The sequence below is a fragment of the Methanobrevibacter sp. genome (genome assembly GCF_045636185.1).
Classification (GTDB): Archaea; Methanobacteriota; Methanobacteria; order Methanobacteriales; family Methanobacteriaceae; genus Methanocatella.
In genome coordinates this window covers 1-17,319 of the sequence record NZ_JAZTXC010000084.1, presented here as the reverse complement: position 1 = coordinate 17,319, position 17,319 = coordinate 1, and the positions used below count along the sequence as shown (strand labels likewise).

Annotated in this window: 6 protein-coding genes and 1 pseudogene; 5 read left to right on the top strand and 2 right to left on the bottom strand. The window is 33.3% G+C overall.

The features are described from left to right. On the top strand, positions 1-355 hold a 355-nt coding region (locus tag ACKI3Q_RS05090), incomplete at its 5' end, for a winged helix-turn-helix transcriptional regulator (protein WP_407414905.1). Positions 356-403: 48 nt separating this feature from the next. Next, entirely contained in the window at positions 404-538 is a 135-nt protein-coding gene (locus ACKI3Q_RS05085; RefSeq protein WP_407414904.1) for a hypothetical protein, read from the top strand. Between the two features lie 262 nt (positions 539-800). Here the strand turns inward: ACKI3Q_RS05085 and ACKI3Q_RS05080 are convergent, their stop codons facing one another. Beyond that, positions 801-8,096 carry an Ig-like domain repeat protein gene (locus ACKI3Q_RS05080; protein ID WP_407414902.1) on the bottom strand — a complete coding sequence of 2,432 codons (7,296 nt, stop codon included), beginning with the start codon at positions 8,094-8,096 and terminating at the stop codon, positions 801-803. Positions 8,097-8,344: 248 nt separating this feature from the next. Here ACKI3Q_RS05080 and ACKI3Q_RS05075 point away from each other — a divergent pair, with 248 nt between their 5' ends. After that, complete coding sequence (locus tag ACKI3Q_RS05075) at positions 8,345-8,758, top strand: Ig-like domain-containing protein (RefSeq protein ID WP_407414901.1); 414 nt, start codon at positions 8,345-8,347, stop codon at positions 8,756-8,758. Between the two features lie 229 nt (positions 8,759-8,987). On the opposite strand, the pseudogene ACKI3Q_RS05070 reads toward ACKI3Q_RS05075, so the two are convergent. Further along, positions 8,988-9,235 (bottom strand): annotated as a pseudogene (locus ACKI3Q_RS05070) (AAA family ATPase); the annotation flags it as partial. Between the two features lie 90 nt (positions 9,236-9,325). On the opposite strand from ACKI3Q_RS05070, the gene ACKI3Q_RS05065 reads away from it, so the two are divergent. Further along, positions 9,326-9,532 carry a hypothetical protein gene (locus ACKI3Q_RS05065; RefSeq protein ID WP_407414899.1) on the top strand — a complete coding sequence of 69 codons (207 nt, stop codon included), beginning with the start codon at positions 9,326-9,328 and terminating at the stop codon, positions 9,530-9,532. Positions 9,533-9,660: 128 nt separating this feature from the next. Next, positions 9,661-17,196, top strand: coding sequence for a hypothetical protein (locus ACKI3Q_RS05060; RefSeq protein WP_407414897.1), 7,536 nt, complete (start codon positions 9,661-9,663; stop codon positions 17,194-17,196). Positions 17,197-17,319 lie beyond the last annotated feature (123 nt).

Genomic DNA, 17,319 nt, shown 5'->3' with positions numbered 1-17,319 from the left:
CAACTCATTATGCTCAATACTGCCAGGAAATCAAATTTGTGATGAAAATATTATTTTAGAAAATATAAAACTAAATATTGATCAGTTTGCAATAATGTGGATTTATGTGTGGGGAAGATTGAGTATTCAAGAACGTGAAATAATACTTACTCTTATTGAAAATGATGGAGCAAACTGGACATTATTACTTAATGAATTAAATTATTCTAAACCAACAATTTCAAAATATCTCGATTCATTGTCAAATAAAGGAATAATTGTATATGATTTCAATAAAAAATACATAATTTCAGACAAAATGCTTAAAACTTGGTTAAAAACAAAATATGAACAAAATGGAAGATATCCGCTATAACAAATATTACACCTCATTTTTAAAATATTAAACAATAACTGGAACCAGTTGCCTATTGTTGTTCCTAAAAAATTAAACACCAAACAAAAGAAATTATTAAATCAATTTGCCGAAATCAGCAGAGAAGAAATTAAACACGTTGAAAAAGGCTTAAAAGACAAATTTAAAGATGTATTCAATTAGCTATATTTTCCACATATAGCTAATTATCCCACTCTTTTATTTTATACCACCATCATTGAAAAAAATGACTGAGATAATGCGAAAAAAAATCACTAATTTTAATTGAATATTTGATTAAAAAAATTGATGCTTGCTAATGCATCTATTAAAATTAATAATGCTAATTTTATAATAATTAATTGATAGTTGAAAAATAGCAAATTTAAATTATGTTATCTAATGAAAAAAAGAAAAAGTGAGAAGTTAATTAAAACTTCCCATTTTAAGCCGTTACAGTTACAGTATTTGAAATTGCTGCATTACCATATACAGATGTAATAATGTACTGACCAGGCATTAAGTTAATGTTTAATTTTGCAATACCATCACTGTTAGTATTTCTAGTATATAACACACCGTTAATGTTGAATGTTATAGCTTGATTTGCGTATGCTTTACCCTGACCGTCAACCAGTTTGGTTTCAAATGCTCCAGGTACACCGTATTTTTTGGTTAAATCCTTAGCAGATAAAATAGGTAAGACCTTGATGTTATTTGCTATTTGACATCCCTTGTATTGTGCAGTGATAATATAATCCCCAGGATTTAAGTTAATGGATAATTGGACAAAACCGTCGTTTCCAGTTGTACGGTTGTAGAACACACCGTTAATGTTGAATGTTACGATTTCACCAGCTTTAACAGGATTGCCATTATCATCATAGACTTTTACACGATATTGTGAAGCATTTCTGAAGTATTTGGTCAAGTCACTGCCTTCAAGTCTTGGCAATACAGTAATAGTGTTTGTTACGCTTTGTCCGGTTACAGGGTTGCTTGTAACAATTGTGTAATTACCTGCTACCAAGTTGATAGCCATTCCAGCTTTACCGTTAGCATCAGTTGTTCTGGTGTATTTTTGTCCGTTGATTTCAAAGGTTACATCAGTGTTAGCCAATGGGTTGCCTTTTGCATCAGTGAACAGCGCTTCAAACCTGTCAGGTGCCTTTTCAACTTTAGTCAAGTTTTCAGCAACAACAGTATGAATGTCCTCTTCAACAGTAATAGTTTGTGTTGCGTTTGCTGAATCGTACTTTTTATCACCAGTGTATGTAACAGTTATGGTATGGTTTCCAGGAGCCAATTCAGGTAAGTCTAAAGTTGCTTTACCATCTTTAACAGGAACATAGTATCCTTGACCATCAACATCAACTAAAAGATAACCTGTAGCATCCTTAGGTAAATCAACACTGACAGTTTCATTACTTACTTTAATGTCAGCTTTAGGATCAACAGGCTCAGGCTGAGGATCTTCTTTCTTAGGCACAGTTATGCTTACAGCAGCGTTAGCAGCTTTAAATGTGTCATCACCAAGATAAGTTACAAGAGCATCATATTTACCTTCATCCAAACCGATGACATCAATGACAGCCTTACCGTCCTCGATTTCTGCATAATAACCTTGACCGCCAACGTCAACCAAAACATTGCCGGTAGCATCCTTATCAACAGTAACAGTAACAGTACTGTTAAGAGCAGTAGCTTTCAAGTTAGGGTCCTTAGGCTCAACAACAGGATCTTCAGGAACAGTAACGCTTACAGTAGTGTTAGCTGATGCAAATACATCATCACCAAGATAAATTACGCTTGCTTTGTATGTACCGGCATCCAAACCGATGACATCAATGACAGCCTTACCGTTTTTGATTTCTGCATAATAACCTTGACCATCAACATCAACCAAAATATCACCGGTAGCATCCTTATCAACAGTTACAGTAATAGTACTGTTAACAGCAGTTGCTTTCAAGTTAGGGTCCTTAGGCTCAACAACAGGATCTTCAGGAACAGTAACGCTTACAGTAGTGTTAGCTGATGCAAATACATCGTCACCAAGATAAATTACGCTTGCTTTGTATGTACCGGCATCCAAACCGATGACATCAATGACAGCCTTACCGTTTTTGATTTCTGCATAATAACCTTGACCATCAACATCAACCAAAACATTACCGGTAGCATCCTTATCAACAGTTACAGTAACAGTACTGTTAAGAGCAGTTGCTTTCAAGTTAGGGTCCTTAGGCTCAACAACAGGATCTTCAGGAACAGTTACCTTACCGCCAATCAATACTTTTTCAGCGAATACATCATCACCGACGTATTTAACAGTTACAGGATAAGTTCCGTTAGTTAAATATTCACTTACATCAATAGGAGCCAATTCATCAGCATCCTGAATGAATGAAATGTCGCCGACAGTAATGATAACATCACCGGTAGCATTTTCATTAATTGAAACAGTTACAGTAGTGTTTTGAATATCCACTTTAAGTTCAGAGTCTAAAAGTTCAACTTCAGGAACAGACAATTTAGCAGAAGCATTATCTGAAGCGAAAACATCATCACCGGAATAAGTAACCTCAACAGTATAGTTACCAGGCTCTAAATCACTGAAATCAACAACAACAGGTTCGCCATCATACTCAAAGAATAAATCCTTACCATCAGCACTGACAACAACATAACCTGTAGCGTTTTCATTCAATGAAACAGTAACATCAGTACCGTCAACACTAACATCCAATTCAGGATCTTCTAATGTTTTTTCAGGAATTGTTACCTTATTTTCATCAGCATCAGCTGAATAAATACCGTCACCTTCATATATTGCACTGACATCATAAGTACCGTTGCCGAGGTAGGCACTGGCATCTAAAACAATGACTTCCTGTGCATCATAAACGAAACTGATATCACCAACAGTTAAAATAATCATACCTGTTGCACCATCATCAATGGAAACACTGATGATTGTATCATCAACTGTCAATTCAAGTTCAGCATCCAATAAGTCCTCTGTTTTAATCGTAAGATCAAATGTCTGATTGTTATAATTATCATCACCAGTATAAAATACGCTAGCAGGGTATTCTTCACCAGCTTCCAAACCAACGACATTAATTACAGCAACATCATTTTCGATTACAGCATAATAACCGATACCTTCAACATCCAAGTAGACAGTACCTTCAGCACCATCAGGGAAAGTTAAAGTAACAGTAGCATCTGTAAAACCAGCATCAACATCAGGAATGATTACAGCATCAACTTTACTAATTTCCAATTGTTCAGTATCATTAACCGCTTCAGCATATATGTCATCAGCCACATAAGTCACAGTAACATCATATATTCCAATCGGCAATAAAGGCAAAGTAAACTCTTCACCGATAACCACATTTTCATAAGTGTAATCGTCACCCACTTTAACAGTAACATTACCCTCACAATTGGAGGATGTAACTGTAATAGTAGCATTTTCAAATACTGTAGCATTGTTGATATTAACACTTAACTCAGGAGTAACTTTAGATACTTTGAAATCCTGTGAAATGCTTGCTTCAGTATAATAAGTATTTCCAGCATAACTTGCAGTAACAGTATAATTACCACTAGGCAAATTACCGATATCCCAGGTAGCTACACCACCGTCAATAGTAGCATTGTATGAATTTTTATAATCATTATCAATACCCATGACAGTAAATATAATATTTTCATCCACTATAGTAGAGTTAATATTAGCAGTGAAAGTAATATTATCTAAAGTAGTGAAATTTTCATCCACTTCAAAAATCAAATCAGTTTCATTTCTGAAACCAATAGCATATAAAGTATCAGCAGTGAATGCATAGATTATACCTTTTTCATTCATAGCCAATTGACCAAGGATTGCTGAGCCTAAGTTAATAGTCCATAATTCATTGTCTTCACTATCAAATGCGAAAACATCACCATTAGCAGTTGAAATATAAACATTATCATTAGCATCAAGAATAATGGATTGACCTGCACTGCCTAAATCAGCAACTATACTTTCAGCACCATCATCTTTAGCATATTTATATAAAGTACCGTTTGCATTAACAGCATACAAGTAATCTTCACCAACAGCCAAAGTAGTACCAACATTACCGCTCACAGTAGTATTCCATACATAACCATCCAAAGTTAGAGCATAAAGTGTATTGTCAACACCCAAGTAGTAAACAATATTTGCTTCATCAACAACAGGCCTTCCGCTTACACCGACATAAGTGGAGAATACGACTGCTCCATTATTAGCAGTATCAGCAGCACCGAAACTACCTGCAGTTGAAACCCACATTACTCCATCATCAGTAAATACTGGAGTATTAATGACTTTAGTCAATGAATAACCACTATTATGTGCATCACCAGTAATGGAATCTTGATAATAAGCAGAATTCTGCGGATCCCAATCAACATAGACATTATTATTTTCTGTATCATAATTTAAAACAACAATCCAGTTACCACTATTCATATTGTCCCCATAAGTAGAAGTAATGAAAGCCCTTCCATCAGGACCCACAACATTAGGGAATCTGGAAGAAGTAGACCAACCAACTTCACCACGGAGATTTTCAAGAGTGTGACTGTCATAAATACGCATAGTATTCGTAGTTACAGGATCTAAAACAATATAATCATACATTAAAGTTAAACCACCAGTAAGTCCACCACCCATTTTATGAATAACAGTACCATTTTCATATAATGCATAACCACTTGCAGCATCAGCAATATAAATAATACCATCAGAATCAATTACAACAGAATAACTAGGCAAGAACTTACCAAAATCATCTCTTAATGAATATTTAGTGAAATTAATAATTTCATCATTAGCCCAAATTATTGCAACATTATCACTTCTGGTATAATTGCTTTTACCTGAATTTTTGTAATCATGACCGGTAACTCCCCATTGAGAAGTTTTAGGAATAACAATTTTAGTCGTTCCATTATTACCAGGATATTTATCATCACCAAGATAAACAATGAGAAGCTCATATTTACCAGGTTCCAAATTATTAAAGGTTACAGAACCAATACCTCCTTCAATAGTACCTTCAGCTAAAGTCTCATTATTATTCATTACTCTAAAACTACCTCCTGCATCAGAAATTGGACTATAATCATTAAAACTATTATAATCATAATATTCATCATCAGAAATAACAACATCAACAATGACTTTATCATCATTTGATACCGCCTTAGCAACAACAGTAGGACGGATAATCATATTAAAAGTAGTGTTGTATGGAAGATAATAACCATCACCATCATATTTTAAAGTTATTTCAAATTCACCCGGATTTGCATTCCAAGTTTGGAATCTAGCATACCAAGCACCATTTCTATATCTTCCTTCAGTATAAAGTCCACTTTCACCGACATCGAAAGAAATGGATCCTGTTGTTATAGATTCATTATTACAAGTAATATTAAATTCAAATCTTGGATACTCACCAATATTAGTAGTAATTTCCTCAGGAACATTTTCAAATGTGACATTAACTGGAGACTTAGTGATTTCAAATGTATCTTCTAAAGTCGCATTATTATGATTTGAATCACCACTATAAATAATTTTTAAATCATAAATTCCAATTTCAGTTATGTCAGAACCGAAATTATAACTAGCAACACCATTTTCCAATGATAAATTTTTACTTATCTCACCTACAGTTACATTTACAGTACCTGTTGGAGTATTTACCTGTGAAACATTAACTGTAATCACATTATGTACATTAACAAACAAAATTTCAACATCAACCTTTTTAACTTCAAATTTAGAATCATCTTTGATTTTTTCTAAAGTAGCAACATATTTAGAGCCTCCAAGATATTCATAGTAAATATCATAGATACCTGCATCTAAATCATCACCACCTTCAAAAACAGCTACGCTATCAACAACATTTGCAGTGTATTCAGTATCATTTAATAAAACAGACACCGTACCATCAACAGGACCATTATCACCAGTGAATTGAATAGTAATTGTACCATTACTACCCACATTAGTACTTTCTACAGAAATAACATCACTACCAGTAATATTACCTTCTCCTAAAGCATATGTTATAGTATAACCATCAATAGTAACATTAATTATGCTTTCTTCAGAGATACTCTGAACATAATTAACAGTAGCTAAACCACCAGTAGTTCGAGCATTAAGATTATCAACATCACCAACGAAAACAGCATCCCTTACAGGCAATAATTCAACATTAGGAATGTCCTTACGATTGGAATCCTTCATAAATCCTGCTTTCACAGTCTTACCTTTATTAGTCACATCCATCATGATAAACTTATTAGGAACCTGATTAGTATTTTCAATACGCACTAATTGACCAGGTTCATTAGTAGCCCACCAGTTATACTCTTCCACAACATTAGCAACATTATTCCTTACCCTAATTTGAGTAGTATTATCTAAAAATACATTATATGAAACACTACCTTTACCATTACCTTCATAATAAACTGCAGGATAATCATTAGTACCATAATTATCATCAAAGACACAGCCAGTAATATTAGCTACACGTGTATGAACAGCACCGACACCATCATTTGCAGTATTATTTATAAAAGTACAATTAGCAATAGTATTTAATGAATTAGCACCAGTAGAGAAAATAGCACCACCATACATATTTCTATAACTATAAGAACTACGATCAGCCTTATTATCTTTGAAAGAAGAATTAGTAACAGTCAAAGTTACATAATCATTACAATAGATAGCACCACCATATTGAGTAGATGCAAAATACTGTATCATAGCTGAACGATCAGTAGTGACCATATTACTTTCAAATAAGGAATCTTTAATATTTACAGCAGTTCTTTCTTTAGCATAAATCGCACCACCATTTGCACTTCCTCCCCAAGTATCAGTATTCATTGCAGCATTATCAATAAAAGTACAATTTTCAACAGTCAAACTACCAGTATCTACATAAACACCAGCACCATGATTATTAACTACATAACCGCCAGCAATAACCAAATCTTTTAAAACAACATTAGCACTGTTTTTGATATTGAATATTCTTACCAAATCAGTACCGTTAACAATATAATTATTACCATTTATAGTAACATTCTTATTGATTTCAATACCATTTTTGAATGTTGAAGATTCACCATCTTCCAGATTAACATTATTAAATAAATTAACAACATCATTAGCATCGATAGCTTCTTTTAAACCTGTGAATCCTGTGATAGTAGTATCTTCTGGAGTACCATAAATAGTTTTGTCTGTAGCAAAGTAAACAATACCATCATATGGAGATTGAGCAGTATTTTGAGCATCTGCTCCATCCTGACCCCACTGTGCAGGAGAATTACGATCACCTAAAACATCATCTGTACTTAAACCTAAAAGAGGTTCATTATTTTCTTGAGCAATCAATGCAGAATCAAAATCCACACTACTTGCTAATTCACTATCATTATTTTCTTGAGCAATCAATGCAGAAGTATTATCCACACCAATCACTTGTTCTTCAGCATTAACAGAAATAGATTCATCCCCAGAATCTACTTCAGAGATTACATCATCCACAGCAACATCACCAGAAACTGCAATAATATCATCAACATTTTCTGATGCGCTTACTGTACTAAAACAGCACAATAAAACCATAAATAATGCCAATATAAAAACAAAATTTGATTTCATTTTAATATTCTCCCATTTACCAATATACTTAAACAAAATATTTTTTGTATCAATAAATATTTAAAAAAAATAAATAATATTTTATTAATACATTATTATATTATGTAATATGAAATATATAAATATACTTGAAAAAAAATAATATATAATTTATAAATAATACACTTATTAAATTTTAATAATATTTAAAAATAAGATAGGAAAAATGAAAATGAATAAAAATATTAATTATTAGTTTTGTTTTATTATTGATTTCATTATCTGCAGTTAATGCAGTAGATGAAAACAGTACAAGGATAAATTCTGAAACTTATATAGATAACCATGACGACATTGAAATATACGATAATGAAAGTATTTTACAAAAAAGTATCAATGCCGTCAACCTAATTTTTAATTTCATATTTTTTTCCTTTAAAGCAAACGACCTAACCAAAAAATACGGCACACCAAATACATTCACAGCAAAATTAGTCGACGGAACAGGAAAACCACAGGCAAACGCAAAAATAACATTCAACATCAACGGAGTATTCTACACAAGAACAACAAACGAAACAGGAATAGCAAAACTAAACATAAACCTGCAAAAAGGAAAATACATCATAACATCAAGCTACAACGGAGCAAAAATAGCAAACACAGTAACTGTTTTAAGTTGAGATTAATTATCTCAACAACATCTTATTTTTTTTACCAACGAAATCCCGTCCCCTCTTACAACATGGGGTAAAACTGATGATACTAACACTAAACAAGCATTACACATAATTCAATCAGCAATCATCAAGCCGACCCCATCAAACTATTGGTAAAGTAAACATACATTTCTTACATGCAATCAGCAGTATATAATAAACCAAGATAGTCAAAAGGGAATATATTCAGTATCTATCTTAAACAACCAATTGGAATGGCCTTAACACCATCTGGGCGAGTGTATGCATATTTTCCACCGGTGAGCACTGCAAGAAATGTCGAATAATCTAACTTTTCATTCTTTTCAATTAAACTATTAATTTAAATAGGTTTTTGGCACCTTCCTCTATTTCTTTCACTTCCAAGTTTACATTCTAGATTAATGTATGTCTCACGTCCCTCAAATGAACAACACAGTCAATTTCCAAATCTGACTTGTCTAAACGGCACCACCTTTTTCATAAACAGAACAATTAACAAACAACATACAAATCAATGATAAAAGTCTACAGAAACGTCACACAATACTAATGGCAAATTCATTGACAGCAAGTGAAAATCTCACGAAAAACACTGAAGTAACATTCAACATCAAGGACTCCACTACACAAGAACATCCAACAAATCAGGAACAGCAAAAACTAAACATAAACCTACAAATAGGAAAATGCTTCCTCATCAAGCTACAATCAATCAAACATAGTAACACAGTGCCGTACAGGCCTAAAACATACTAAAAACTACCATCAAACCAAATCATATAACAAAATATACATTAATTATATAAATGTTAAAATATAATTTAATATTAATAAGAGATTATTTATTTAGATAATTTTATCAAAAATCAATAAAAGTTGATGTTATGAAGGAAAAAAGCAGAATAATATATTACATTCTAATTTTAATATTGGTTCTAATGATGCCTGCCATATCAGCAGCAGATAACACGACCAATGACGAATTGGGAATGACAACAGCAAATGATACATTAAGTACCCAAATAGATGAAGATGAACCATTAACAGACAATAATTATTATGATGGAGATCCTAATGATTATGACCCTGACGAATATGGGACTTTTTTTTATGGGGAGCCTGCACTTAGAATCTCACAATTTGAAATCAATGTAACTCAAGTGCAAAATGGAAATGCAGTAATTAATGTTACATTTGATGGAATAGTTTATAGTTCCAAGTTTACATTTGAAAAATATCCGTTAGCAATAAAAGAGGATAATCAGATAATCGGAATTATTCCATCAAGCAGCATATCAAATACTGATTGTCCGCATGATCAAAAAACACCATATAAATTCTCCGCATTATTCAATTACACGTTAAAAGATTACACAACAAATTTAAAATTACGTTTATGCGGTTTTGAATCAAATTATTTGATTTTCCAATATCAGGAAAACCTGCAACTTGTAAATTTAAGAGAAGACAATATTATAATCCACAACAAAAATGAAGTTTACACTTCAAATTCCACTTGGAACAATTCCATCGATTCTTTAAGTAAAGCACTTGAATTGGCTGAGGACAATTCAACAATCAATATTAATAATATTATACTTTTTGCAGATAAAAAACTAGACATAAACAAGGATATAACAATTATTGGAAACAATGTAACAATTGACGGATTTAAAAACTCAGAAATATTTAACATTAACTCAAAAGTGAAATTAGTCAATATTACATTCATTAATGCAGCAGATTATATTTTAAACATTAACAACAATTGTATTATAGAAAATTGTACATTTACAGATACACGCGGTAGAATAATTAACAACAATGGTAACTTAAAAATTATAAACACAAAATTCCACAATATTGATGGAATCACCAAAGTAGCAGAGTTCATGACTGATTTAAACCATGAAAATCTAATATATAATCATAAAAATATTGAAATAATAAATTCTACTTTTAAAAATATTACATCCGCAGATATGATTGAATTAAATAACCAGTCATTAAACCAGATATATCTAATCTACAATTTAGACAGTGCAACTTTAAAAATAGACAACACCACATTTGACAAAATAAACTATAAACTTTTAAACAATAACGGAACAAGCATTATAAACAATACTAACATCACAAATGTCATGTTAACTGCAAATATCATTAAAATAAAACCTATTAATAAAATGTTGACAGACAAATTTGTTTTAAAATCAAGTTTTGAAGAAACTTTCAATCCCGAAACTGTAATCGGACCGATAACCAATACAAATGAACTGAACATCAGCAAAACTCACTTTGAAAATATGACCTGGATTGGAGATAAATCAATCTACTATATGTCCGGCGAAATTAATTATCTCTGGTATCTGGTAACCAAACCATATTACAGAATAGCCGGTTTTTATGTTCCAAGAGCCACATCATTTTTAAATAAAGCCGGAGGAATCTACAATACCGGAACATTATCCATTGATGAAACAACATTCAAAAATATGAAAGCAACTTATTCCGGAGTGATTGAAAATGAAGGAATAGCAACAATCAATAATTCATCATTTATCAACACATATGCCGGCAAAGACGGCGGTGCAATAACCAATAGAAATATATTAAATATTAACAATTCAATTTTTGAAAGAATAAAAGGAGGATCCGATGGAGGCACCGGAATGGGAGGAGCAATATACAACTTAGGTGACGCTGCAATCGATGGAAGTTACTTTACTTCTTGTGAAGGTTTAATAGGCCAGACAATTGCAAACTACGGCAATATGCTTATCAACAATACAATCGTTGAAAAATCAACAGACAATAGTCCATTTAATACCAATGGAGGATCAATATACAACGAAGAGGATGCCAAACTCACATTAACAAATTCAATAATCAAAAACATAAGATTTAAATCATCTTCAGCACAAATACCGTTTTACGGAGTTGTCATCAACCAAGGAAATATGAATATAGAAAGATGTATTTTCGATAACAACACACACATATCCCTTGGAAATGCTATAGGAACATACAATATACTCAACACCGGAAAAATAGATGCACAATATAATATATTCATAAATACAATTAAAAATCAGGACACAAGAAGCACATTTGTCTATGCCATGAATTCCGATGACGGAGAATTCTACATGAACTACAACTACTTTGATTACAACAAAGACCCAAACAAAAACCACACCAACTTTGAAGTTAACAAATTCTTCGTATTGAGTATGGAACCGGAATATGTTCCTTTAGACCTCAATGAAAATACTACATTAAACGTTTACTTGAAACTAAACACCGGCAAATTCCATACAGACTATTCAAAACTTCCTGAAATGAACATTACACTAAACATCAATGGAACCAACATTACAAAACCATTGATTGACGGAAAACTTTCAATCAACATAAACAACACCCAAAATAAAGGCACATATTATGTAACCGCATATTATGGCGAATGGAATCAGACAGTACAAATTGATATAGGAAAAGAAGAATCAGAACTAACAGTCGAATACAATGAAATCTACTACGGTGAAACAGCCGAATTCAACATGACAATTACCGGAAACTACACCCATCAGCCTACAGGCAACATCACATTAATCATCAATAACAAGGAACACACCACCAAAATCAGAAACACAAAAGCCAATTTAAAAATCCCAAATATGCTTCCCGGAACATATGATTTAATAATCAGATATGAAGGTGATGATGATTACTTCAAAGCATTTTTCCATCAAAATTACACCGTACATAAAAAACCTTCAAACATGTCATTAAATGTTAATGAAGTTTACTACGGCCAAAACGGACAACTCATTGTCTCCTTAAATCCAAAAGAAATAAGTACACAAGCATACATGTACATTAGAGATGAAAACAATAATACTCTCATCAACAAAAAGACCATTTATGTACGTGACGGTACAAAAATCCCATTAAAGAATTTTGCTGCAGGAAGATACAATATAACCGTGGAATTATGGAATAATAAATATTACGAATCAAGCAGTGCATCTATAATTTTCATTGTTAAAAAATACGAAACAAATCTTACAATCAACACAACAGACATCATGGCAGGTGAAACCGCATACCTGAATGTTACATTAACCCCTGAAGGCGAAGTGGCAGGAGATGCAAACCTGACAATAAACAATAAAACAGAAGCAATATATCTGACAGGAGGAAATAACACAATCAGATTAGACAATTTAACCGGAGGAACATACAATATCACAATTTTCTTCCCAGGAGATAAAAAATATGCAAACGCAACTGCAACTGCTGTCTTGCATGTAAACAAATATCAGACAAACCTGAATGTAACACTTACAGATGAAAAAATAATAGTTGAAGTAATCCCAACCAATGCAACAGGAATTGTTAATCTATACGTTAACGACCAACTGCAAAAGCTGAACCTAACAGACGGCAAGGCAACGTTTACACCAAACTACAATAAAGTAAACAACAGCATATTCATATATTATGAAGGAGATGACTATTTTAATTACACAACATACAATACAACATACGAATATGGAAAACTAATGAATTTAACAGGATATGACGTATTAACATATGACGGAGAAGAAGGAACAATATATGTAACATTAACAGACGAAAAAGGCTACGGAATAGCAAACAGAAACATTACAATTACAATAAACAATAAAAACTACATAAAAACAACGGACAATAACGGAACTGCATCACTGACATTGACCTTGCCTATCGGAAACTACACAATAACAAGCCAGTTTGAAGAAAAAACCGCAAACAACACATTCACCGTACTTAAAAACATTAACATGACAAGCGTTGGAGACCTGGAAGTATACGACGAGGAAAGATTCCAGTACTACGTCAAACTGACTGACGGAAGAAACAACAACATTGTAGATGCCGAAATAACATTTGAAATAAACGACCAGACATACACCAACAAAACCAATAAAAATGGCATTGCAAGAATATTACTAACACTAAACCAAGGAAACTACACAATAACCGCAACATACAAAACGGAACGCATAAATAACACCATATCCGTTAGAGAAAACGACAACTACACATTAACGGCAAATGACCTGGAAATGTATTATCGCGACGGATCCGCTTTCAATGTAACACTAAAAGATGGAAACGGCAACCTATTAGCAGGCAGAATAATCACATTCACAATCAACAATCACACATACCAAAAAACAACAAACAATAATGGTGTGGCCTCCCTCTTAATTAATTTAGCTGAAGGAATCTACTACATCAATGCAACTTACATCGACATATCAATCACCAATAAAATCACAGTAAAAGACTACCCACCAGTAATAACCGGCGAAGATATAGAAATATATTACCGAGACGGAAGCAACTACACAATCACACTCAAAAACACAAAGGAAACACCAATAACCAATGCAGAGGTAAGATTCACAATCGACGATGAAAACTACACAAGATTCACAGACAAAGATGGTATCGCATCAATTACCATCAACCTGCCTGCAGGAACCTACACAATAACTGCAACATATAAAAACGTTTCAACAACAAACACAATCATTGTCAAAGATTATCCTCCAGTGATAACAGGCAAAGACATTGAAATGTATTACCGAGACGGAACCAACTACACAATCACCTTAAAAAACACAAAAGGAGTGCCTATAACAAATGTAGATATAACATTTACAATCGACGGTGAAAACTACACAAGACCAACAGACAGCAATGGTATCGCATCAATCACAATCAATTTACCGGAAGGCGTTTACAAAGTAAAAGCAACCTACAAAAATGTTTCAACAACAAATACGGTTACTGTTAAAGACTACCCTCCAGTGATAACCGGAAAAGACATCACAATGTACTACCGAGACGGAACCAACTACACAGTAACACTCAAAAACACAAAAGGAACACCAATAACCAACGTAGACATAACATTCACAATAAACGGCGAAACATACACAAGACCAACAAACAACAAAGGAATAGCATCAATCACAATCAACCTACCCGAAGGAACATACACCATAAAAGCAACCTACAAAAACGTATCAACAACAAATACAATTACCGTTAAAGATTATCCTCCAGTGATAACCGGAAAAGACATCACAATGTACTACCGAGACGGAAGCAACTACACAATCACCTTAAAAAACACAAAAGGAACACCAATAACCAACGCAGAAGTAACATTCACAATAAACGGCGAAACATACACAAGACCAACAGACAAAAATGGTATCGCATCAATCACAATCAACCTACCAGAAGGAACATACACCATAAAAGCAACATACAAAAACGCAACAACAACAAATACGATTACTGTTAAAGACTATGAACCGGTAATAACAGGTAAAGACATAGAAATGTATTACAGAGACGGAACCAACTACACAATCACCTTGAAAAATACCAAAGGAACACCAATAACCAATGTAGATGTAACATTTACAATAAACGGTGAAAACTACAAAAGATTAACCAACAAAGAAGGTATCGCATCAATCACAATCAACCTACCAGAAGGAACATACACAGTAACCGCAACATACAAAAACGCAACAACAACAAACAAAATCGTTGTTAAAGACTACGAACCGATAATAACCGGTAAAGACATTGAAATGTATTATCGTGACGGAACCAACTACACAATCACCTTGAAAAATACCAAAGGAACACCAATAACCAATGTAGACATAACATTCAATATCAACAATAGAAACTATGCAAGAATAACAGACGGAAACGGTATTGCAAGAATCACGATTAACCTGCCAGCAGGAACATACACCATAAAAACAACATACAAAAACACATCAACAACAAACAAAATCACAGTAAAAGACTACACTCCAATAATAACCGGAAAAGACATCGAAATGTATTACAGAGACGGAACAAACTACACAATAACACTCAAAAACACCAGAGGAGACATATTATCAGACAAAATAGTCACATTTAATGTAGATGGAAAAGACTACAACAGAACCACCAATTCCAATGGTGAAGCTTCAGTAATAATCAACCTGCCAGCAGGAACATACACCATAAAAACAACATACAAAAACGCATCAACAACAAACAAAATCACTGTAAAAGACTACCCGCCAGTACTCACCGCTGATGATTTGGAAATGTATTTCCACGACAATTCAACATTCAAAGCAACACTCAAAAACACAAAAGGAGAAATCCTAACCAACAGAAAAGTAACATTTACCATAAACAACGAAACATACACAGGAACCACCAATAACCAGGGAACAGCATCACTGATAATCAACCTGGCACCCGGAACATACACAATAAAAACAACATACCAAAACATCTCAACAACAAACAAAATCACAATCAAAACAAACTACAACCTGAAAGCCTATGATCTGGAAATGTATTACAAGGACGGATCCAGATTCACGGCCAAATTGACAGACAAAAACGGAAACGTATTAACAAATGTCAACGTTACATTCACAATAAATGGAAACAGATACAACAGACTAACAAATTCAGAAGGTATCGCATCCATTGCCATCAACCTAAACAGCGGCAACCACACAATAACATCCAGATACCAAGAAGAAGAAATAACAAACAACATACACATCAAATCAACTATTGAAGGAAATAATGTTGTAAAAATATACAGAAACGCAACACAATACTACGCCAAATTCACCGACAACAAAGGAAACCCACTGAAAAACACCAAAGTATCATTCAACATCAACGGAGTATTCTACGAAAGAACAACGAACGAAGCAGGAACAGCAAAACTAAACCTAAACCTCCAACAAGGAACATACATCCTAACAGCAACAAACCCTAAAACAGGAGAAAAGGCATCAAATAACATAACAATACTTCCAACAATAACAGAAAACAACGACCTGACAAAATACTTTAGAAACGCTTCACAATACACAGTAAAACTAATAAAACCAAACGGCAAAGTAGCAGGAGCCGGTGAAAAAGTAACGTTCAACATTAATGGAGTATACTACGAAAGAACAACAAACGAATCCGGAATAGCAAAACTCAACATCAATCTAGAACCAAAAGACTACATAATAACCGCAGAATACAACGGATGCAGAGTATCAAACAAAATCAAAGTACTTCCAACACTAAAAGCAAACGATTTGACCAAAAAATACGGCACACCAAATCCATTCACAGCAAAATTAGTTGACGGAACAGGAAAACCACAGGCAAACGCAAAAATAACATTCAACATAAACGGAGTATTCTACGAAAGAACAACAAACGAATCAGGAATAGCAAAACTCAACATAAACCTGCAACAAGGAAAATACATCATAACATCAAGCTACAACGGAGCAAACATAGCAAACACAGTAACCATACAAGCCTAAAACACAATTTAACCATCACCCTACCTTTTTTAATTTTGGCAAGAACATGAAAAATTGTTCTCTCCCACAAATATTGTTTTAATCAATACCTATTTAATCATGTTATATAGATTGCGAACTATT

What these genes read in the sequence shown, in the direction of transcription:
- ACKI3Q_RS05065 (WP_407414899.1), top strand. Translation starts at nt 9,326, where the DNA reads ATGGCAAATTCATTGACAGCAAGTGAAAATCTCACGAAAAACACTGAA.
- ACKI3Q_RS05080 (WP_407414902.1), bottom strand. Translation starts at nt 8,096, where the DNA reads ATGAAATCAAATTTTGTTTTTATATTGGCATTATTTATGGTTTTATTG.
- ACKI3Q_RS05060 (WP_407414897.1), top strand. Translation starts at nt 9,661, where the DNA reads ATGAAGGAAAAAAGCAGAATAATATATTACATTCTAATTTTAATATTG.